The 22377-nt window shown below is 37.1% G+C and carries 19 protein-coding genes and 1 tRNA gene; 13 read left to right on the top strand and 7 right to left on the bottom strand.

The genetic code is table 11. The features are described from left to right. The first annotated feature begins 534 nt into the window (after positions 1–534). Positions 535–2337 carry an EAL domain-containing protein gene (locus AC33VI_RS03040; RefSeq protein ID WP_491780796.1) on the top strand — a complete coding sequence of 601 codons (1803 nt, stop codon included), beginning with the start codon at positions 535–537 and terminating at the stop codon, positions 2335–2337. A gap of 192 nt (positions 2338–2529) precedes the next feature. Here the strand turns inward: AC33VI_RS03040 and AC33VI_RS03035 are convergent. Beyond that, positions 2530–2601, bottom strand: a tRNA-Gln gene (locus tag AC33VI_RS03035). A 267-nt stretch (positions 2602–2868) separates the two neighbouring features. Here AC33VI_RS03035 and pds point away from each other — a divergent pair. From pds to AC33VI_RS03020, 3 genes are all read left to right on the top strand, one after another. Continuing rightward, a complete protein-coding gene (gene pds / locus AC33VI_RS03030; protein WP_491780795.1) occupies positions 2869–4287 on the top strand; it encodes a 15-cis-phytoene desaturase in 1419 nt (472 codons plus the stop codon). 131 nt (positions 4288–4418) lie between these two features. Next, a complete protein-coding gene (gene crtB / locus AC33VI_RS03025; RefSeq protein WP_491780794.1) occupies positions 4419–5348 on the top strand; it encodes a 15-cis-phytoene synthase CrtB in 930 nt (309 codons plus the stop codon). A gap of 44 nt (positions 5349–5392) precedes the next feature. Beyond that, complete coding sequence (locus tag AC33VI_RS03020; RefSeq protein ID WP_491780793.1) at positions 5393–5854, top strand: hypothetical protein; 462 nt, start codon at positions 5393–5395, stop codon at positions 5852–5854. A gap of 2 nt (positions 5855–5856) precedes the next feature. Here the strand turns inward: AC33VI_RS03020 and AC33VI_RS03015 are convergent, their stop codons facing one another. After that, positions 5857–6147 carry a YggT family protein gene (locus tag AC33VI_RS03015; RefSeq protein ID WP_491780792.1) on the bottom strand — a complete coding sequence of 97 codons (291 nt, stop codon included), beginning with the start codon at positions 6145–6147 and terminating at the stop codon, positions 5857–5859. A 238-nt stretch (positions 6148–6385) separates the two neighbouring features. Then, positions 6386–7549, bottom strand: coding sequence for a DUF928 domain-containing protein (locus tag AC33VI_RS03010; protein WP_491780791.1), 1164 nt, complete (start codon positions 7547–7549; stop codon positions 6386–6388). 283 nt (positions 7550–7832) lie between these two features. Here AC33VI_RS03010 and purH point away from each other — a divergent pair, with 283 nt between their 5' ends. The 5 genes from purH (at position 7833) to AC33VI_RS02985 (ending at position 13884) form a co-directional block, all read left to right on the top strand. After that, positions 7833–9377 carry a bifunctional phosphoribosylaminoimidazolecarboxamide formyltransferase/IMP cyclohydrolase gene (gene purH / locus AC33VI_RS03005; RefSeq protein ID WP_491780790.1) on the top strand — a complete coding sequence of 515 codons (1545 nt, stop codon included), beginning with the start codon at positions 7833–7835 and terminating at the stop codon, positions 9375–9377. Between the two features lie 238 nt (positions 9378–9615). Beyond that, entirely contained in the window at positions 9616–9792 is a 177-nt protein-coding gene (gene rpsU / locus AC33VI_RS03000) for a 30S ribosomal protein S21 (protein WP_006507325.1), read from the top strand. A gap of 259 nt (positions 9793–10051) precedes the next feature. Beyond that, positions 10052–11539, top strand: coding sequence for a PAS domain-containing sensor histidine kinase (locus AC33VI_RS02995; protein WP_491780789.1), 1488 nt, complete (start codon positions 10052–10054; stop codon positions 11537–11539). A gap of 143 nt (positions 11540–11682) precedes the next feature. Then, on the top strand, positions 11683–12336 hold the full coding sequence (locus AC33VI_RS02990; RefSeq protein ID WP_491780788.1) for a hypothetical protein: 654 nt from the start codon (positions 11683–11685) through the stop codon (positions 12334–12336). A gap of 972 nt (positions 12337–13308) precedes the next feature. After that, entirely contained in the window at positions 13309–13884 is a 576-nt protein-coding gene (locus AC33VI_RS02985; RefSeq protein WP_491780787.1) for a hypothetical protein, read from the top strand. 91 nt (positions 13885–13975) lie between these two features. On the opposite strand, the gene typA is transcribed toward AC33VI_RS02985, so the two are convergent. Next, on the bottom strand, positions 13976–15766 hold the full coding sequence (typA, locus tag AC33VI_RS02980; RefSeq protein WP_491780786.1) for a translational GTPase TypA: 1791 nt from the start codon (positions 15764–15766) through the stop codon (positions 13976–13978). Positions 15767–15855: 89 nt separating this feature from the next. Between typA and lspA the strand changes: the two genes are divergently transcribed. From lspA to AC33VI_RS02965, 3 genes are all read left to right on the top strand, one after another. Continuing rightward, positions 15856–16323: a signal peptidase II gene (gene lspA, locus AC33VI_RS02975; RefSeq protein WP_491780785.1), complete on the top strand. Its 468-nt coding sequence runs from the start codon at positions 15856–15858 to the stop codon at positions 16321–16323. A 260-nt stretch (positions 16324–16583) separates the two neighbouring features. Beyond that, entirely contained in the window at positions 16584–18023 is a 1440-nt protein-coding gene (locus AC33VI_RS02970) for a MotA/TolQ/ExbB proton channel family protein (protein WP_491780784.1), read from the top strand. A gap of 109 nt (positions 18024–18132) precedes the next feature. Then, the gene (locus AC33VI_RS02965; protein ID WP_491780783.1) at positions 18133–18597 is read left to right on the top strand and encodes a hypothetical protein; all 465 of its coding nucleotides are present in this window, start codon (positions 18133–18135) and stop codon (positions 18595–18597) included. Positions 18598–18622: 25 nt separating this feature from the next. Here AC33VI_RS02965 and AC33VI_RS02960 read toward each other — a convergent pair whose 3' ends face one another. Both AC33VI_RS02960 and AC33VI_RS02955 read right to left on the bottom strand, forming a co-directional pair. Continuing rightward, positions 18623–20050 (bottom strand): FAD-binding domain-containing protein, encoded by a 1428-nt coding sequence (locus tag AC33VI_RS02960; protein WP_491780782.1) that lies wholly within the window; start codon positions 20048–20050, stop codon positions 18623–18625. Between the two features lie 88 nt (positions 20051–20138). Next, a complete protein-coding gene (locus AC33VI_RS02955) occupies positions 20139–20636 on the bottom strand; it encodes a hypothetical protein (RefSeq protein WP_491780781.1) in 498 nt (165 codons plus the stop codon). 50 nt (positions 20637–20686) lie between these two features. Between AC33VI_RS02955 and AC33VI_RS02950 the strand changes: the two genes are divergently transcribed. Next, positions 20687–21550, top strand: a complete 864-nt coding sequence (locus AC33VI_RS02950; RefSeq protein ID WP_491780780.1) for a phosphodiester glycosidase family protein — start codon at positions 20687–20689, stop codon at positions 21548–21550. 174 nt (positions 21551–21724) lie between these two features. Here AC33VI_RS02950 and AC33VI_RS02945 read toward each other — a convergent pair whose 3' ends face one another. After that, entirely contained in the window at positions 21725–22168 is a 444-nt protein-coding gene (locus tag AC33VI_RS02945; protein ID WP_491780779.1) for a DUF1824 family protein, read from the bottom strand. Between the last annotated feature and the right edge of the window lie 209 nt (positions 22169–22377).

Raw genomic sequence — 22377 nt, 5'->3', positions numbered from 1 at the left:
TATTGTTGGGATTTTGTTTCTCGCAAAGCCGTTTACCCCGAGCCAAACGGGGCAAGCCCAGCTTCGTGTTCTGGGCAGAGACGCAAAGGTACAAAAGAAGAATTTTTTATTTAGTGCATTGTTATAGAGAATTGGTATAAGGAATAGGGATTAGGAACAATACCCAGTCACCAGTCACCAAGATCATTCTTGTGTAGCAAATTATTTAAGTATTTCATTTTAGTAATTTAGAAAATATGCAGATCGGCGATTTTCAGCATGGTGGTTTTTAATTACAAATGGGAAAGATAACACTAGGCGAGATCTCTATTCTCTCTTGATGAGATTAGATTTTGCTGAGTTTACTATTCTAGTTGTCTTTAATAATGAGCCAGAAAAAATCACCCTGAAATGTTTGTCTTTTTGTCAGTAAGTCAGATTCCAATCTTATTAGACCTTACAACAATGGTTGAATAACTATCAATTAGCTTTGATTGTGCGTTCTACTCAGGAGAATATTTAGAATCTTTCTTGGAATTTAATTATTTTATTAATATGAAGTATCTATCTTTTAATCCTGCCAATTCTACAATTTTAATAGTAGACGATAATCTCGATAATCTGCGTCTGCTCTCTAATATGTTGAGCAAACATGGCTATACAACTCGCAGAGCAATTAGTGGAACTTTAGCATTACAGTCTTTAGTAGTAAATCAATTTGACTTGATACTTTTAGATATTAATATGCCAGATATCAATGGCTATGAAGTCTGCGAACAGCTAAAACAAGACCAAAGATTTTCTAATATTCCTGTGATTTTTATTAGTGCTTTAAATGATGTATCAGATAAAGTTAAAGGTTTTCAGATAGGAGGTTCGGACTATATTACTAAGCCTTTTCAAGTTGAAGAAGTCTTGGCTAGAGTAGAAAATCAACTACAAATTATTGATTTGCAAAAAAAATTATATATAGTTAATCAAAAACTAATCAATCATAATAAAGTACTACAGCAGTCAAACGATCGCTATTTGAAAAATTCTTTAATCGATCCGATTACTAACTTTAAAACTAGAATTGCTTTTGTCGGACAACTCAGACAAAATTTAAAGAAATACGAGGGAAATCAGAACTTTTTTGCTTTTCTAATTTTACAATGCGATCGCTTGAAACTTTATCAAAGTATTTTAATGGCAAAAGTCGAAAATCAATGTTCGATTTATATTAGTAATAAGATCGAAAAATTTGTGACCCATTCTAGTATTTTAGGTAGATTAAACGAAACTGAATTTGGCGTATTTATTGAGAATATTAATCTAGAAAATATTGATATTATAATTGATAAAATAAGTAAACTACAAGAAGAACTAAAATTACCATTTAAAATTAACCAACAAGAATTTTTTCTCAATCCTAGTTGCGGTATTGTCATCGGCGATTGCGCTTATCAAAATCCCGAACAAATTTTATGTGATGCTCGTCATGCTTTGTTAGAAGCGCAAACTCAAGGTTATGGAAATTATCAAATATTCGAGCGATCAATTCAAATCCAAACTTTAAAGGAATCAAAACTTAAATTAGATTTTATTAAAGCATTAACCAACAAGAGTTTAAATATCGACTACCAGCCAATTATTTCCTTAAACTCAAGCAAAATAGTCAGTTTAGCAGCTAAAATAGCTTGGAATCTTAACTCTGAAACCAAGTTAGATTTGGAAAAAATTGCCGAGCTAGCAATTGATACTGGATTTATCGCTCGATTAAATAATTATTTGCTAGAAGGAGTAGGAGAACGACTTGGTAAATATCAAAAATCTTTTTTAACTAAATCTAACGACAATTTAGATTCTTCATTTAAAATATCAATTTATTTATCAACCTGGCAATTCCTCCAGTCCGATCTACCAATATCGATCGCCAAAATGATCTCTAAATATCAACTAGAACCCGATCGCATTGAGATTGCGATTAGCGAGCGAGCCTTTTCCGAGAATAAAGCGATCGCTATTAAAAACCTGAAAAATATTCAACAATTATCTATTTCTACCAGTATCGATCATTTGGGTACTTATTTTTTAACTTTAGCTAAAGAACACAATATAGCAATCGACAATCTAAAAATAAATAACTTATTATTACAGCAAATTACCACCAAGCGATCGGCAAAAGAAATTTATACCGCTGCAATACAAACAGCCCATAGTTTAGGAATGACAGTGACGGCAGACGGTATTATTAATCGAGAACAATTTAATTGTCTGCAAGAATTAAACTGTGAATTTGGACAAGGTAGCTGGATTGTCAAAATGAATAAATCTCAATTGGCAAGTACATCTGCTCGATCTACTATTAAATCGTAAAAATTCTCTGAGATAATTCTCGAAATTAAACCTCGTCAACTTAGAAAACCATAGTTTTTGAAGATAAATAAACACATAATCAAAAACCAAAAAAAGTCCAAGAATATATTTTTTCCTTTCTCTTTTTCCTAGCCAAATGTTTAATATTTAAGGAAAATTAGCTGTTCTATAATTTTAATTTTATTATTTGGACTGGGGTGCTAGGATTCGAACCTAGGAATGGCGATACCAAAAACCGCTGCCTTACCGCTTGGCGACACCCCAACGTTTTCGACATAGACATAATAGCAATTATTTACCCATACTTGTCAAGTAATTTTTCAAATAAGTTTTAACCAGTAAAATTAAAGTTTTTCTGAGGCAAAACCCAAACTTCGATCGAGTTGCCAAAAACGATTCCCAGTCATTTCAATAACAATTAACCAACGACAATTAACAATTGTTACAAAATGCAAAGTATAATAATCAAATTAAGTCGCGCATTACAGCGACAACTTTGTGTAAAACCATTATTTGAGATAAGTATATTAAATGCGAGTTGCGATCGCCGGAGCAGGATTAGCAGGGTTAGCCTGTGCCAAGTATTTAGTCGATGCAGGACACGAACCCATAGTATTAGAACGTAGAGATGTGCTGGGTGGCTTAGTAGCTGCTTGGAAAGATGAAGATGGAGACTGGTATGAAACTGGTTTGCACGTCTTTTTTGGGGCATATCCCAACATGATTCAGTTGATGACCGAATTGGGTATCGAAGATCGCTTGCAATGGAAGCGACACGCCCTAATCTTTAATCAGCCAGAAAAACCTGGGACATATTCTTGGTTTGATGTTCCCGATATTCCCGCACCTTTTAATGTAATTGTTTCCATTCTCCGCAATAACGATATGTTAACTTGGACGCAAAAGTTCAAGTTTGCCATTGGTTTGTTTCCCGCCATTATTCGAGGACAACAATATGTGGAAGATATGGATAAGTATGACTTGCTGGATTGGCTAGAACAACAGGGGATTGACGAGCGAGTCAATAGCGATATTTTTATTGCTGCTTCCAAAGCTCTAACTTTTATTAATCCCGAAGATGTTTCTGCCACTATTCCCCTAACAGCTATTAATCGTTTTTTACAAGAACGTTATGGTTCTAAAGTAGCTTTCCTCGATGGCTCTCCCACTGAAAGATTGTGTCAGCCTGTGGTGGATTACATCACCGAAAGGGGTGGCGAAGTCAGACTGAATGCGCCCCTCAAAAAAATTATGACCGATGAAAACGGGGAAATTAACGGTTTCCTCATTAGAGGTTTGAACGGTGCGTCAGATGAAGTACTAAAGGCAGATGCCTACGTTTCGGCAATGTCTGTGGATGCTTTAAAACTGATGTTACCCGAACAGTGGAAAGAACAAACCTTCTTTCAGAAAATGTCCAAGCTAGAAGGGGTAGAAGTAATCAACTTGCATCTGTGGTTCGATCGCAAGATTACGGAAATCGATCATCTTCTCTTTTCTCGCTCTCCTTTACTCAGCGTCTATGCGGACATGAGTAACACTTGTAAAGAATATGCCGATCCCGATAAATCGATGTTAGAACTAGTTCTAGCACCCGCTAAAGATTGGATTGCCAGATCTGACGAGGATATTATTGAAGCAACCATGATGGAATTAAGCAAACTATTCCCCCAACACTTTGATGGCGACAATCGAGCCAAACTACTAAAATCCAAAGTAGTTAAAACACCCCGTTCTGTCTATCGTGCGGTAGCGGGTACTCAATCTCTCAAACCCACCCAAAAAACTCCTATCGATAATTTTTACCTCGCTGGCAGTTATACTAAGCAAGAATATTTAGGAAGTATGGAAGGCGCTGTACTTTCTGGTAAACTAGCAGCCAATGCGATCGCGGAAGATTATCCCGTCAACAATCAAGTTGACCGAGAAAAGACCGCCGTTGGTGTTTAATATATCTTGTCCGTTGTTTGTCTGTTTGACGCTAATTGAATGAGACAATGTTAATTGGCTAAAGCAAACACGGACATAAAATTCCTTTATATCCTGCCCAAAAAAAGACAGTATCTCCCGTTTGCTTCTGAATGTTGCAATTACCAAAATCAAAAACGAAAAAGAATTTAGTCTCGGTAGACGAGGCTTACGAACTCTGTCGCCAAATTACGGCAGAATACGCTAAGACTTTTTATCTCGGCACATTATTAATGCCAAAAGAGAAAAGCAAGGCAATCTGGGCTATATATGCTTGGTGTCGCCTGACGGACGAATTAGTAGATGGTGCAAAAGCTGAGTTTACTACCAAAGAAACTCTCATAGCTTGGGAACAACAACTAGAGTCAATTTTTGCAGGACATCCTTTAGATGATACAGATGTAGCTTTAGTAGATACAATCCAACGCTATCCGATGGGCATTCAACCCTTCAGAGATATGATTGCAGGGCAGCAAATGGATCTGGTGCAAAATCGCTATCAAACTTTTGCAGAATTAGAACTTTATTGCTATCGGGTTGCTGGTACAGTAGGCTTGATGTCTAATGCTGTCTTAGGTATTGGGGCGGATGCCAATGGCGTTCCTTGGGAAAAAGACAAGCCGATTTACGTTCCGACGGAAGAAGCGATCGCTCTGGGTTTGGCAATGCAATTGACCAACATTTTGCGAGATGTAGGAGAAGACGTACAGCGCGATCGCATTTATTTACCCCTCGAAGATCTCCATGCCTTTAATTACACCGAAGCAGAATTGATTACTGGTGTTAACGATGAGCGTTGGAAGGGGATAATGAAATTTCAAATCGCTCGCGCCAGAGACTATTACAAAAAAGCCGAGTCTGGGATTCGCTATCTAATTCGCGATTCTCGCTTGCCAGTTTGGGCTTCTCTGATGCTATATCAAGGAATTTTGAGTGAAATTGAAGCCAATAATTATGATGTTTTTAACCAACGAGCTTTTGTTTCCAAAACCAAGAAAACCCTGGCTCTTCCCATTGCTTGGTTGAGGGCGCAGGTATTGTAAGTCTTGTTAGCCATTTCACTATATTTTTAGCCAAACTTTTAACAATGAAACTTAGAACCTTCGCCGTATTACTACTTGCCACCTTCCTTTGGTTGAGTAGCTGGATTGCAACTCCTCCTGCTGAAGCCATGACTTCAATTAAAATAAGCAATCTTTCCTACGAACCCTGCGCTGGCGATGAAGCTAAAGGTAGCGTTACCAGTGGCGATATCCGACCTGCAAATTGCTTTACCATCAAGGGAAAAGCCAAAAATATTTCGGGAAAAACTGTAGTAGATGCCGACGTTTTCGGACGTATTTATGATGCGGATGGCAATTCTACTTTTGAAAACAGGGGGCGAATTGGCACTATCGAAGAAGTACCCCCAGGTACGAGCGATTTTGAAATTAGAGTAAGCGTTCCTGCAAATCAACCAACGCCTCTTACGTTGAAAAACTTTAAAGCGTCTGGATTTGCAGGCAAAGTTCGTCCTTACTATTACGATGATTTTGAATATGACAACTAGTTTCAGAATCCCATAGCGTAAGAATTGTTGCTTAGGACATATGCCAAGCTATTCACATTGCTTTGAACGAACTGTAGCAAGAATAAAGCCAAAATCGCCGAAAAATCGATTCCTCCCAAAGGCGGGATAATCGAGCGGAAAATATTCAAGTAGGGATCGGTAATAGGGCTAAGGTAAGAAATAATCGTGCCAGCCCACTCCGCAGTCTGAAACCAAGAAAGTAGAATTCTAACAATTAATAATACCCAGTAAATTTGTAGAAAGCTAGCTAAGCTTTGAGCAATTAAAGACATAGGTTTAATAAACTCCGAAATTAATCAATATTGTTTTTGCGTACTTATCATAACTTTACCTATTTTAGACTGAGATCCCCCGTTATATTCAATTCCCTCTAGAAAGGTTGTTAGTTTCTTGACTGGGTGACAATGAGACTAGGAGATAAATAAGCGCAAACAGGGAAGCTACTCTTTACTTCTTACTTTTTACTTTCTCCCATCCCTCATTTCTTAAAAAGTCCCTCATCCTTTATGTTTAGTTTTGACCGATTTGCTCTCCGTAAATTGGCTCGATATACTGAATTGGAAGCTCTTTGGATGCTTTGAATTCAATTAATTCTAGAACATTCTGCCAATCTTGCTGTAAGATATCGTCTTCTGGATTATCTCGCATCAACCCTGTAATAATTTGCAGCGCATCATACCAAACCCCTGCTTCGGCTAGAATCGCTGGATATTCTTCAATGGTAGCATTTTCTAGTTGGCTGCTAAGTTCTTCATTTTCGGTGGAAAGTCTTTTGATTCTGCCGCTAGCAGTAATATTACTGCCAGAAGGACAATTTACCACAACTTCCCACTCATATTCTTTCCCTTCTTCCAAAGGTTCGGCATCAGGAGGCAAAGTAAAACTGACAATTTCTGCCCTATCTTTGTGCAATTGAGTCAATTCTGCCTCGTATAAAGGTTCTTCTCCTAATTCTTCAATAATTTTGCCGTTATCTTTAATGCGTTGAACTTCACCCAGCATAAAGTATACTTCTATTTCATTTAAAGATTTAGCTTCAAATTTTGGCGAGTACCAGAAAAACTGTGGATAATCATATAAAGTCCAACCAAAGTTATTTTCGGGTAATAAAGTTCTCAAGCGATCGCTTTGGCTTTCCGTACATACTTTTCCCCCGCGATTTGCTCCAATACTAGTTTTGAGAGTTCTGCGTTCCGATGGCAGATTAAAAGTACTCAAGCGTCTGGGTTTGGGTTGAGGCGTAACAGCCACTTGGGGTTGAGGTTTAGGTGTAGGGGGAACTACAATTGGCTGAGGCTGGGGTTTGGGTCTGTATTGAGTTTGAGGTCTATATTGAGGCTGGGGTTTGGGTTGTGGTCTATATTGAGGTCGAGGATTATAGGCAACACCTCTAACATTTAAAGTTTCACCAACGTAAATTAAATTGGGACGCGATTGCAATTTGGGATTGAGATTTACTAGTTGCCCGATACTAATGCCATATCTACGACTAATCCCCCACAGAGTATCTCCCAGTCGGACTCTATGGGTGCTGGCTTGAGCGATAAGATTGGGCTTGATAGATGAATCAGAAACAGGTTTTATGGTGCTAGCCGAGACATGATTTCCTCCCATGAGAATCGGCAGACTAGCAGCTAAGAAGATGGTTTTTAATAATAAATTTTGGTTTAACACGATAGTATGGCAATTTTTTTAAACTCTTTAACCTATCTTTCCCAAAATGAAGCCTTAAACCTTATTTATTTCTAAAAAAAACACAATTTTTTTAGCTTCCATTACATAATTCACATTAGAGGCAAAATAGCATAAGGTAATTAATGCTGATAGTTCGGACAAAACTTAAGCTTTAACAGAAAAATAGTAGTTTTAAATTCAAGAAAATCGACTGTCGATCGCTTGAAACTGTTTTAGCTGTTCTAACTGTTGTAATGCCTAACTTTTGAAATAAGAGCAAGATATGAGTCGTTTAGCCCTATTAAGTGTTTCCGATAAAACTGGTATTGTCGAACTTGCTAAAACTTTAGTGGAGAAGTTTCAATTTGAAATTGTTAGTAGTGGTGGTACGGCAAAAACCCTACAAGACGCTGGTATTTCTGTAACTAAAGTTAGCGACTATACGGGATCTCCCGAAATCTTAGGAGGAAGGGTAAAAACTCTCCATCCCCGCATTCATGGAGGAATTTTGGCTCGTCAAGATTTAGCCGAAGACATTGCCGACTTGGAAGCTAATGATATTCGACCTTTAAATTTGGTAGTGGTTAATCTTTATCCTTTCGAGCAAACTATTGCCCAGCCAAATGTAACGGTAACAGAAGCGATCGAAAAAATTGATATTGGCGGTCCTACCTTAATTCGCGCCGCAGCTAAAAATTTTAAATACTTAACAGTGTTATGTAGTCCCAGTCAGTATAATAACTATCTAGCAGAATATGAAGCTACTAAGGGTGAAGTATCTCTAGAATTTCGCCAGTGCATGGCAGGAGAAGCATTTGCCCATACTAACAGTTACGATCGCGCTATTTCTGCTTATTTTACCCAGCTAAATTCTACTGACAATCTTGGCGATAGCTACAGTGTAGCTGGCACAAAAGTTCAATCTTTACGTTACGGCGAAAACCCCCATCAAGGTGCAGCGTGGTATCAAACTGGTACGGTAGTATCGGGGTGGGCATCGGCGACCAAATTGCAAGGAAAAGAGCTAAGTTACAATAATTTGGTTGATTTAGAAGCAGCAAGGCGAATTATTACGGAATTCGATCCTTCAGAACCCGCAGCAGCAGTTTTGAAGCACACTAATCCTTGTGGTGCAGCTATAGGAAGTACTTTGGCTGAAGCCTATGAAAAGGCTTTTAATGGGGATAATGTCTCGGCTTTTGGCGGTATTGTCGCTTTAAACCAACCGATTGATGCAGCCACTGCCAAAGCTTTGACGAAAACCTTTTTGGAATGTGTAGTTGCTCCTGGTTGCGATGATGCAGCTAAGGAAATACTGCAAGCTAAGTCTAAGTTAAGAATTTTGATTTTGCCAGATTTAACTGAGGGACAACCAGAAACCATCAAAGCGATCGCGGGAGGCTTTTTGGTTCAAGCCAGCGACGATAAAATTGAAAACCCCGATGACTGGCAAATCGTGACGGAAAAACAACCAACCCCCGAACAAATTGCTGAAATGCTGTTCGCCCAAAAACTCGTCAAGCACGTTAAATCTAATGCTATTCTAGTCAGTCGCGATCGCGTTACGTTGGGCATTGGTGCGGGACAAATGAATCGCGTCGGTGCGGTTAAAATTGCCCTCGAACAAGCTGGAGAAGCAGCTAAAGGGGGAATTTTAGCTAGCGATGGTTTCTTCCCCTTTGATGATTCAGTGCGTACTGCTGCTGCTGCTGGTATTAGCTGCATTATTCAACCAGGAGGTTCGATTCGCGATCGGGATTCCATTGCTGCTGCTAACGAATTAGGCTTGGTTATGGTTTTAAGTGGTACTCGCCACTTTTTACACTAGAATCGATCTTGGATGAGGGTTGGTTTGTTGATATTGCTCGATACTGTAATATGTTATGGGTGGGAATATTAACTGATAAAAATAACAATTAGAGTCTTATATTCAGCCTAAATATAGATTTGGTTATTTGTTGCAGGGTTATAATGGAAAACTCAGCTTCAATCAGCTGATCCACAGTGAAGAATATATACAATATATTTAGTAATTTGTAACAATCAAACAAGGAGGATGATTTTTAATGACCCAAGTGGTTGTTGGACAAAACGAAAACATAGAATCTGCACTACGTCGATTTAAACGTCAAGTATCCAAAGCAGGTATTTTTGCAGATATAAAACGTCGTCGTCACTACGAGACACCAATTGAAAAGCGCAAACGCAAAGCAATTGCTCGTCGCAAAAAACGCTACCGTTAAAAAATAGCTATTAATCGCGAGCTAATAATATTTGGCTTGGATTATTTAATGATATCAATCAATAGTTATCATAGTTTCTCAAAGGCGATCGCAATTAAGAAATACATCCCTATTGCGATCGCCTTTTGATTTCAATCTACTATTCTTAATATAAGATTCAATCGCGAATATTTAATTGAATTTTAAATTTCGCCCAGCATTTTTATTTCGTTCGGAGTATCTAAATCAATGTCTCAATAAAGCTAGCAATAATTCTATTGTGGATTTAATACCAGTTATTGACAATCAAGAGTACGTATCATTTAATAGAGATTTCACTATTGTCGGTTTTTCTCCTAATATTCAAAAATATGCCGAACAAACTATTGCTGTAAAAGAAGATATTAGAAGAGGATTTCCCGAATTAATCGGTTTAGAAGCAATGTGCCAAGAAATACTCTTGGGAGAAAAAGAAAGTTTTATTTTAGAAAGTATTTCTCGCGAGCGAGAAGAAAATGAAACTTGCTATTTTAATTTATATATAAAGTCTCTAACAGAAAGTTTGATTCTTTTTTTAGAAGACGTTACAGAATTAGTATTGCTAAGGCAGTCTTCAATGCAGAAGCTTAATGAAGCGGAAATTGCCCTCAATAAGCTACAAAGATTTGAATACTGTACCAACAAGATTATCGCCTCCATGAGAGACGTTTTATTAATAACTAGTCCTGCTGGCATTATCGAGAGAGTTAATCGATCTACTGTAGATTTATTCGGGCGTAAAAAATCAGAACTCATTGATAGTTCGATTGATAATATTATTCACGATTGTAATTTCAATCATCAGGAAATCTATAATTATTTATTATCTTCTAAAGATACTGTTAGAAAAATCGAAGTTAGCTTTACAGATGACAGAAAGCAATCAATTCAAATAGAGTTTGATTGTTTTATTGCCCCCACAGAAATCAAAAATTTTTTCAATTGTGTTTATATCGGCAGAGATATTACAGCTAGGAAAAAAGCAGAACTCGAAATTCGGAAAGCTTTAGCTAGGGAAAAGGAATTGAGACAATTGAAGTCGGGGTTTATTTCGATGGCTTCCCATGAATTTCGCAATCCTCTAAGTAGTATTTTACTTTGCGTCCAAAATCTCGTCGGAGGAGAGAATCTAAACAATTCGGAAAAAGATTTTTATTTGCGATCGATTCAAGAAGCTGCTTTGAATATGAACTCATTATTGGAAGATGTTCTGATTGTCAGTAAGGCAGAATCAGGCAAGCAAAAGTTAAAATTAGTACCTTTAGATTTAGAGAGCTTTTGTCAGCAAATAATTCAAGGTCTTACTTCAATTTATGCAAAGCGAAAAATTAATTTTAAATATTTAGTTACCATCGATACTCTTTATTTAGATCGTATTACCCTACAAAATATCTTCAATAATTTATTATCGAATGCTCTAAAATATTCTCCTGGCAATACACCTGTAGAGCTAACAATATTTAATGTAGAAAATAATGATTCTCTAGAACTTGTTATTGAAGTCAAAGACCGAGGAATAGGTATTCCTGAAGAATCCCAGAAACATTTATTTGAATCTTTTTATCGAGCCAGTAATGTAGGAAATACTCCTGGTACGGGATTAGGATTGTCTATTGTCAATAAAGCAGTAGAGTTATATCGAGGTTCTATATCGGTTGATAGTAAATTAAATGGAGGAACTACAATTGTTGTGAAACTTCCGTTAAAATCTAATTTAGATATGGAGTAGCAATTTACATTATAAATAAATATTATATTCTCTAACAAGTATTGATCAAAATTAGCCTTGCTCTAACTATTGTGATGTATCATTTATATGATTACTAAAATATAATTTGTAATTGATTATTAAAGTTCGAGAAGAGATTAGTTATGAACGATATAACCAAGGCAGAAATACGTAAAAAATTAGGTAACATAGAACAATTACAAGAACTACTGTTTGGCGATAGACTCGAAGAATATAATCGCCAATTAAAAGAATACGAACTCAAATTAAACTATTTAGAAAACAATTATCAAAAATTAGAATCATCATTAGAAGAAACTTTTAAAGTTTTAGAAAATAAATTGAATCGAAAAATTGACTCTTTTGCTAATTCTTTAAATAAAAAAATTAAGTATATAAATGCTTCTAATCAAGAAGAAAAACATGAAATCGAGCAAAAACTAACTAATCTTGCTGGAGATACCCAAAACCATCTTAATTATATTCAAGACAGTTTTAAAGCCCAAAATAATAATTTAAAGATGGAAGTAGATCGTTCTAAAGATATTCTAGAACGAGAAATAAAATTGTTAAAACAACAAATTAACGATAAGCTCGATGCTAGTTTCAACGACTTATCAACGGGAAAAGTGTCCCGTAGCGATCTAGCAGAAGTTTTATTTGAATTGTGCTTAAAACTCAAAGAACCCAGTGGCAGTCTAGAATTACCAGAAAGTGATTTAATTCAAACTAATGCAGACTTAATGCTACCAGAAGATAAATCGACAGGAGATCGAAAACAAGTAACAATTGATTGATAACTTCTTCTACCAAGCTTAAATAATCTTGAAGATGCAATATAGAAGATCGAGATCTAATACTGTTTTTGTTTAAATTGACTACAGAGAGTTCGGAGAAATAAGGCAATTGGGGAGTAGGGAAATAGGAATAAATTTGTCGCGCGTTATTTTAGAGCATTGGTAGAATTAGCAATTCTGCTTTAAAAATTGTCACTTCCGTTTACTTTAATAAATGGCTGGAGCGGCAAAATTGTAGTTTGACTTTTACAATTTATCAAGTAGGTAAAATATTCATAATTACCAGACAATCTAATTAAAGATTGTCTATTTTTGTATGTACAGCAGTTTGCGTTTCAATCTGGGACAAAACACGATCGCTGCTTGCTGAATAGTAGTGTGGGCAATGCACTAAAGCCCTAAAGGCACTAAAGTATCCCCTTGGGTCACACTCGCTTCGCGTCGCCCACGCTACAGATTAATGTCTGTATCAATTAGCTATGCAAACTGCTGTATCTTCGATCCGCTCGATGAATTTATGGCAAAAAGTTCAATTTTTATAAGTAGGTAGGCTAAATAATTTATAAAACCTAAGTAGTCGCTCTTTTACCTGACCCCTACACCCTAACCCCTCCTACAACTATTTTATATTTAATTTTACCTTCCCACTTATCCTTTTAAAAATATTGTCAAAAAATTATAGGATGAAGCAATAATTTCCCAAACCAATAGACTAATTGCAATCGAGTTGAAATCGAATTTAATTCAAAAAATAGAGCTTCTGGGTCGTTTTAGGTTTGGTCGATGTGTGTTATCACACCTACTAAAAAAACTTTGATTATTCCCTCAAAGTACTACTTAATAATAGTTGTAGCTTGTATTACTTTTAAAATTTAAAAAAGATTTAATTATAATTAAATATTAGCCAGTTAGGCTTATTTAGATAAAAACCACTAGTTTTCTTTTTATTTGGCAAAAACTATTAAATTCTTTATGAATAGATATTATTTTCTATTGCTGATTCATTCAGTGAGTTTATCTGTTTTATTAATTACTAAATCGGCGATCGCTCTTCAATCCGCTGTTAACAATAATTCCCTGGCGATCGTAACTTGTAATTATCAAAAAGATCTATTGTTATCGCCTCCCAAATCTGTCGAACTAAGAATTAAAGACGAGCCAAAGATCGATCGAGTTGCCAAGCAAGATCGGAATCCAGATTTACCTCAAGCAAGTATTTGGTGGGCAGCAGAACAATTCGATCCCTTTGGGGGAAACTTAATTCAAAACTGGTTGACTTATCCTCAAAAACAACAAATTAATATCACTGTTAATTGGCAATTATGGACTTTGTTAGATTATTTTGGACGCTATCGTTTTGTCAATCGATTTGGTACTGTAGTTCGCAAATATGGCTATAGTCTCAATATTTTTAATCAAAAAAAACAATGTTTGGCAACATACCAATACAATTCAGTCAGCAGTCCTCCTAAATGGGAATTACATCTAGAAACTATAGGTAGAGATAGTTTAGAATTAGAATTTTCAGAAACTGAAGCGATCGAGTAATTATTAAAGATAAGATAATGAAAAAGGTGGTCATTAAGACCACCTTAGTTAATTTTACAAAAACTAATTATTAATGACTAATTATCACTAGTTATCTCTTAGCCAACTTCTTAGTTTTTAACTTGCGCAAGCGAATAGATTCGGGAGTTACTTCCACCAATTCGTCAGAACCAATATATTCTAAAGCACGTTCTAAACTCATTTCTGTAGGTGCTTGAAGTTGTACTAGTTCGTCACCACTAGCTGCACGATGGTTGGTTAGCTGCTTGGCTTTACAAACATTAAGGTCTAAGTCTTGAGGGCGATTGTGTTCTCCAACAATCATGCCCTTATAAACTTTAGTACCAGGAGTAATAAAGAATACACCGCGATCTTCAGCATTTTTGAGGGCATAAAAAGTTGCTACACCTTCTTCAAAAGCAGTAATAACTCCGTTGTAACGAGTTTCCAATTCCCCAGAGAAATTACGATATTCTAAGAAACTATGATTCATAATTCCTTCTCCGCGAGTGATGCGCACAAAATCGCCTCTAAAACCAATCAGACCTCTTGCAGGAATCACAAACTCCAGTTGAGTCCGTGCGCCGTTGTTCTGCATATCTTTCATTTCCCCTTTACGCTGTCCGAGGCGTTCGATACAACTACCTACAGCAGCTTCAGGAACGTCTAAAACCAAATACTCATAGGGTTCGCAAGGCTTACCGTTGATTTCGCGATAAATTACTTGAGGCTGAGATACTTGAAACTCATAACCTTCGCGACGCATAGTTTCAATCAAAATACCTAAATGTAATTCTCCTCGACCAGAAACGAGGAATTTTTCTGCCGAATCTCCATCTTCGACGCGGAGTGCCACATTAGTTTCCAATTCTCGCATCAAGCGATCGCGAATTTGTCGGGAAGTAACATAATCTCCTTCTTGTCCTGCAAAGGGAGAATTATTGACGGAGAAGGTCATTTGTAGAGTAGGTTCGTCTACCTTAATTAAAGGCAAAGCATCGGGTTCGTTAGGACAAGTAATAGTTTCTCCAATGTTGGCATCGGCAAAACCCGCTACAGCAACGATATTACCCGCACTTGCTTCTGGAAGTTCTACTCTAGCCAGTCCTTGGAAGCCCATTAATTTGGAAATCTTGGCTTTAACCAGGCTGCCATCTTCTTTAACTAATGCTGCTTGTTGACCTGCTTTAATCGTTCCGTTATGGATTCTACCAATAACAATGCGACCTAAATAATCGGAATAATCTAGGGTGGTTACTTGCAATTGTAAAGGTCTTTCTATATCCCCTGCTGGCGGTGGAACGTGGTGAATAATCGCCTCAAATAAAGGCTGCATATCTTCCCCTTCATCTTCTAACTGTTCCTTGACAAAGCCCTGTAAACCAGAAGCATAAAGAGTAGTAAAGTCACACTGATCGTCGTCCGCACCAAGTTCGACAAACAAATCAAATACTTTATCTACTGCACCGTCAGGATGGGCGCGGGGGCGATCGATTTTATTAACCACCACAATGGGACGCAAGCCTTTCTCTAAAGCTTTTTTAAGTACGAAGCGGGTTTGAGGCATTGGACCTTCGTTCGCATCGACGATTAGCACGCAACCGTCTACCATTCCCAATACTCGTTCTACTTCGCCACCAAAATCGGCGTGACCTGGAGTATCGACAATATTAATTAAAGTGTCTTTATATTTAACTGCTGTATTCTTGGACAGAATGGTAATGCCTCGCTCTCGTTCGAGGTCATTAGAGTCCATGACACAATCTGGTACGTCTTCGCCCTCGCGGAAAATACCCGATTGTTTGAGAAATGCGTCTACTAAAGTGGTTTTGCCATGATCTACGTGGGCAATAATTGCAATGTTGCGAATAGGAAGAGACATAAGGATTGGTCTATAGACTTTTGTGTCGTTAGCTCAAAATTTCTTAACAATTATAACTCAGTTCCGTTTTTATTTATCTTAATGATGTTATGAAAAACAAATTAATGAAGCGCAAACGAATTTTTTGGTTAGTTGCAATTGTCGGTATTATTTTCGATCAGCTAACTAAATACTTGGTAGTTCGAGAATTTTCAACCATCAATACTACTTTTCCCTTGTGGGAAGGAGTATTTCATCTAACTTATGTGATCAATACTGGTGCAGCTTTTAGCTTTTTTAGCGGACAGGTGGAAATATTACGTTGGATTTCTCTAGTTGTTAGTCTAATATTAGTTGCTTTTGTTTGGTATAGCCATAGATTGAGTTTATTAGAACAATTAGGATATGGATTTATTTTAGCGGGGGCTGTAGGAAATGGTATAGATCGTTTTTTGTTTGGTTATGTAGTTGATTTTTTGGATTTTCGTTTAATCAATTTTCCTGTATTTAACGTAGCTGACATATCAATAAATATTGGCGTAATCTTACTTTTAGTTACTAGTTTTAAAAAACCTTGAGTCTCTTGGCTACTCAACTTTGACGATCTTTGTTTAATTATTATTTTTACTTGAATTTGATAAGTGAAATAAAGGAGTAGCCGATTTGTATATTTTCAGTAAATATTCGGTGAAAACGATCGCCAAATTCCCACCATTAGCAATCGAGAGTTGTAATAATTAATTGACTGAAGACTTAAAGATAAGCTATTACTGACAATCATAAGATCGAAAAGAAAGCCCGTAGCAGCCAAGCATACCCGAAAATCTGAAATATTAATATGAGCAAATTTAGACCCAAGAAAATTAAGAAATCTCTTCCTCGAAATTCTAAACGTCAGGAATTAGAAGTAGATTCTAGATTGCTAGCAGCGATCGCAACAGCAATTTTTTTAGTTGTTTATCTCGTAGTGGGCATAATTCCTTTATTTAGAGAGTCTTACATAGGGAAGTTACTATACGATCAAGGACAAGCTCAATTCGTTCAATTTGTTGTAGTTGCTCTAACCTCCATCGTAATTGCTTTTATTGGCTTGAAAATATATTTGCTAAAAACTGAGTACAGTGCCTTGGAAAAGATTTGGATTGCCGATCATATTCCTTTGGACAAGCCAGACGCTCACGAAGTAGCTTATTTCCAAGAAAGATTGATGAAAGATGGCAATTTAGTTGCCTTGCGTTGCGCTCGCATTCTCCGTACATATATTAGAACTGGCGATCGCACTACTGCTAATGAATTTGCTTTAGATGATTCCTCTTTTTATCTTTCTGCTTCCGAGTCTTCCTATACCGTTCCTCGAATTTTAGTATGGGCGATTCCTCTACTTGGTTTTGTTGGTACGGTAATTGGGATTAGTGGAGCGGTTAGTGGTTTTTCGGGAGTACTAAAAACTTCGGGAGATGTGGAAGCGATTAAAGGTGGTATTGGTAACGTTACGACTAGTTTGGGTTTGGCTTTTGATACTACTTTGCTTGCCCTATTTCTCAGCGTTTTAGTGATGATTCCTTTGGTACTGGTAGAACGTTATGAATCTAGATTGTTGCTCGGTATTGATGTCTTTATTAACGACAAATTATTACCCCGTTTGAAAAAACCAAGCGGACAAGTAGATCCAGAAACGATCGATCGCGCCATTGAAGGAGCAATTAAAGAACATTTCCCCAATCCTCAAGATTTAATTCAACCCGCTCACAGCTATGCCGAACGGGCAGCAAGAAATTTAGCTACGGGCTTTATTGACGAGATTAGTAAAGTACAAGATGTTAGTTCCCAAGTAATCGCTCAAGTAGACCAAATCAGACAGCAAAGCAATCGCGATCGCCAAGAGTTTTTAGGTTTCTTTACCCAACAACAACAAGCTAACCAAGAACTTGTCGGGCAAATTAGAGGGATTATCGAAGAAATTAGGAGCAAAAATCGAGTAGCAGCGGACAATCTTAACCTTCAAACCCAAGGTATTAGCCAACAGTTGGAAAATGCTGCCAGAGTTTTAGAAAGCAGAGTTGGTTCTTTGGAAATTGCTACTCAAAAAATGTCTGACTTTCAAAACATTCAACAAGGTTTGGAGAGAAGTTTTAGTTCTTTAGAAAAAACCGCCCAACTAGAAAGTGTTTTAAGAGCCTTAAAAGACAACTTGGCACAGATGCAACCCATTCTCCAACAACTTAACAAACCCCGTCGCATTACTTTAGTAGAACAAGATAATAGCAACAACAGATAAACAATAACAATTAGAAAAGTTATTAAAACCTACTATCTACTACCCACTACCCACTACCTACGAACCAATAACTTAACTCACCCTAATTTCTAAATCTAGTACGATCCATATGTCTCGGCGCAGTCTTTCTCGCAAACAACAAACCAATATAGAACTATTCCCCTTTCTCTCAGTTTTAGCCTGTACCATCGGTACGCTGATTCTATTGATTATTGTGATGACTACTCAAGCTCTCGAACCCCAAGAGGCGGTAGTCGTAGCTAAAGTTGACGAAGATAGTCAAGGCTCAAATAAGGAAAAAGCTCCTATTTATATAGAAGCTCGTAAAGATGGTTTTGTACTTCATCCTAGTAAAGAATTTGCCCCAAGAGCGGATTTATATGATGAAGAATCTCCCTTAAGAAAAACTATTGCGGAATTGGAAGCTAATAAAGAAGAACAGTATTTAATTTTGATTTTGCGCCCCGATGGTTTGGAAATGTTTAATAAATTGCGGGCGCAAGTAGAAGCAGCAGAAATCGATATTGGTTATGAACCTTTAGAGTTTGGTTTGGAATTAAAAATAGAGTCTTAATAAGTACCTAGGCAGAATCAATAGTTTATTGACCTTTTTGTTGTTTATAAAGCTCCTTAAATTTGCGCTGCTGTACCTTATGATCCACTATAGGTTGGGGATAATCGTAACTAGCCCTTTCTAGAGGTGGTATTTTACCCGTTACTAAATATTCCGTATCCATCGAACTAATTTCGGGCAACCATTGACGGATATATTCCCCATCTGGATCGAATTTAGCAGCTTGGGAAGCGGGATTAAAAATTCTCAGGGGTTTGGGGTCCATACCGCTAGAGGCACTCCATTGCCAACCGCCATTATTGGCTGCAAGATCTCCATCGTAAAGTTTCTGCATAAAATATTTTTCCCCCCAACGCCAATCAATAATTAAATCTTTAGTTAAAAAACTAGCTACAATCATCCGACAGCGATTGTGCATCCAACCCGTTTCATTTAATTGACGCATAGCTGCATCGACAATAGGATAGCCTGTTTTACCTTCACACCAAACTTGAAATTTGGTGGTGTCGTTTTCCCAAGGAAAGTCTTTAAATTCGTCGCGGTAAGCACCTTCGGCTAGTTCGGGAAAGAAAAACAAACATTGTTGATAAAATTCTCGCCAAGCTAGTTCTTTTTGCCAGGTAACTACCCCGTTTTTAGCTTCATCACTGCGACAGTTTTCCGCAATCTCAAGGGTAGCTTGCCATACAGTACGAATGCCGATCGCGCCAAATTTCAAAGCAGCACTTAGTTGAGATGTACCATCGAGGGAAGGAATATTGCGGTCTTCATCGTAACTATAGATATTGCGATCGCAAAACTCTTCGAGCTTTTCTTGAGCAGCAGTTTCCCCTGGGGCAAGGATTAAGGGATATTCCCATTCATAACCTAAATCTTTAGCTGTAGGTAAAGCGATCGCTCCAGCTTTTTCGGCTACTCGATCGTCATTCAATCCTGTTAATGTTTCGATTCCATTCTTGGGAGTAGATTTTTTCTGCTGACTCCAACTACGCCAGAAAGGAGTATATACCTTATAGGGAAGATTGCTCGATTTAGTTAAAATTTCTCCTGGGGGGTGTAACAATCGATCCCAAAAAGTTTTAGTTGCTATACCTTTTTCTTCCAATGCTTGGGTAACGAGGCGATCGCGCTTTTTAGAATAGGGTTCGACATCTAAATTCCAATATACTCCCGTTGCTTTAATAGTTTCTGCTGCCAAAGGAATAGCGGTTTCTGGTTGACCTCGAACGATAATTAATTGGCTGCCAAGTTGTCGATAATTTGCTTCTAATTCTTGCAAGCAGCCAATCATGTACTTGACTCTAGCTGGGGCGATATCATCGCGATCGAGAATATTGCTGTCCAAGCAAAATAAACCTACTACTTTTTTTGTCTTATGGGTTGCTGCGCTCAATCCGACATTATCAGAAATTCTTAAATCATTACGATGCCAAAATATAATTAAATCGGACATAAATACTTAGATAAGACGAGCTTAAAATGCTTTTCGTAGTTTATTTTAGCTTTTTTTAGTTCATCAGAACTCTTTTGCCAGCAACAATTTAGTTGTTGTGGGTATTAATGCTGGCGATCGCTAGATTGGTTGCCAAGATCGTATAGATTCCACCAAATATACTCCAGAACGCTCCAGGAATTATCGCAGCAACGCTCAATAAAGATATTGCTTGAGTAATTAAGACAAAAGCAAAGCCATAGGCAGAAATAGCAGCAATAAGAGTAACTATTATTGGTAAGAAATAAGATTTTCGCCAATATTCAAGAGCAAAAATAATACTGAATAATACCGCGCCAATTATGGCAATTTGGGAATTATTATCTGCTGCAATACCACCATAATAAAAACCTAATAAAGCACCACTCAAGAGAGTGGAAATTAGCTTAAATAAGTTCGATCGCCTGGAAGTGATTAGGGTCAAATAGTCTGTTATCGCAATGGTGGCTAGAAAAATATAGAGAGCTAAAACATAATTCCAACCACTATTAGTGGATGTTTTACCCAGGCTAGCAAATAACATCACAGAAATAGCATGACTCGCCAAAATAGTTGTTATCGTAGCTACTAGAATTAAGAGACTTTTTCTAGAAAAGAATGAATTCAAAACAAATAAATATCTTGCGGACTGTAATTATAATTATTTTACTCTTACCTTTAGTTTTTTACGGCTGGTGCGTTAGTCAGCGTCCTCCTCGAACTAATATCCAGCAACAACTATTTAATGATATTATTTACCAGAGAAAAGTTTTTTCCGCTCCTCGTCCTTACATAGTTCATCAGGTAGCAATAAATCTAAATAATTCTCATATAAAACCTTTTATCACTCCAACTGTTAATGAAGAGAGCAATTTAGCTTTAAGTACCTCTAGGTTTGTGAAAAAATATAATTTACAATTAGCAATTAATGGTAGTTTTTTTTATCCTTTTGCTGAAGATAGTCCTTGGAGTTTTTATCCTCGAAATGGCGAAATTGCTAATGCTTTAGGCGAAAATATTTTTCGTGGCAAACCCTATGGCAAAAAAGGCGATCGCTGGAATGTATTGTGTTTTTCTGGGTCTAATTTAACTACTATTCACGAAAAATCTTGTCCCCCAAATACAGTTTGGGGAATTGCGGGCAGAGAATTATTAGTCAAAGATGGTCTTAGGATAGTTAAAGATAATCAAGATAATTACGGTCGTTCTGCTGTGGGTATAGATTCTACTGGCAAAAAGCTATGGTTGTTAGTAGTTGATGGCAAGCAACCTTTTTATAGTGAAGGGGTAACTTTAGCAGAGTTAGCCGAGCTTTTTATTAATTTGGGATGCGATCGCGCTTTGAATTTAGACGGTGGCGGTTCTAGTACTTTAGTAGTTAATCGCGCTAATAAATTTACCATCTTAAATGCCCCAATACACACCAAAATACCAATGCGAGAAAGACCTGTTGCCAATCATTTGGGTTTTTCAATTTTCTAGGCAAATTTTCCAAGCGATCGCAATTATTTGGTGTTGACATTGGAGCCAAGAAGCTTACAGGTATAAATTTTATTAGTGCAATGATTACTGTATCGATCTTTTATTAGATGCTCATAAACAATTAGTTAATTTAGAAACCTTATATTTTGCTGAAATAAGGTTAATTAGATTAAGCTAAGAATTTGATTCCAAACTAATATTAAATAGATCTAAAGGGAAATGACCATACACTCCAGAGATCGCATCATCTTCACTTTGGCAAGCAATTAGAACTCCTCGGTAATGTTCTGTATATTTGCTGGAATAATAAGACATTTTTTGTGTACTAAATTTGAGATAAATTGGTTCGGAACTATGAGCCATATTTTCTCGCTCTAAATTACTTTGATAGCCTAAAGCTTCTAAGTAACTAGTTAAGGCAGCGAAGCCTTGCTGAAAATTATCGGCGCAAACTCCTATATTTTGTGATGTTGATAAACTGGTGATTAATAGTAAGCTACTGCGAATTTTTTCTAGTTCTACCAAAGGGTTGGTATTAGTTACTTTGACGCAATCATAGGATTTTAAGAGGGTTAAAGCTTTATCTAAAGTTAAATCAGTTGGTTGTGATGGAGACATAAGCACACAATTTGAATACTAACAATCGCTTTTTTATAGACAGAAATATGGAAGTGACTCTCCCCGCCCGACCCTACCTACGGACGATGTTTTACGACCCGTTATATAAGAAATTTTCTTGAGTCTTGCCAATCCAATCTCTAAAAGAGCAATATTTGATGGCTGGCTCTGCGAGCGCTTTTCAAAGACCTACAACAAGTAAATAGCTA

It is taken from the genome of Waterburya sp., from assembly GCF_058530065.1.
The sequence above is the reverse complement of the archived record's forward strand: the minus strand, read 5'-3'. Positions and strand labels throughout refer to the sequence as shown.